1 protein-coding gene is annotated in these 207 nt (G+C 59.4%); it reads left to right on the plus strand.

The genetic code is table 11. The features are described 5' to 3' along the window. A partial coding sequence (locus ACLBVC_RS24835) for a hypothetical protein (protein WP_410151818.1) occupies nt 1-207 on the plus strand: 207 nt, incomplete at both ends.

Here is a 207-nt window from a genome sequence, read left to right on the forward strand (position 1 = left end):
AGCACTGCGCCACAGCCCGCACTATTATTTTGTCGCTAACGACGCCACCGGCCCCTGGTGGATTTTGGGCTGCGTGCAGTTACCCGCAACCGCTGAAGACGTGCTGCCGCGCCCGTTGCCATCGTCGCGTGTGCTTTTGGGTTTGTCCGACCGTTTCGGCAATCAGCTTAACTATCACCGCGACAAGGAAGGCGAATTTGCCGGGCA

This window comes from Rahnella selenatireducens (assembly GCF_046449555.1).
GTDB classification, from domain to species: domain Bacteria; phylum Pseudomonadota; class Gammaproteobacteria; order Enterobacterales; family Enterobacteriaceae; genus Rahnella; species Rahnella selenatireducens.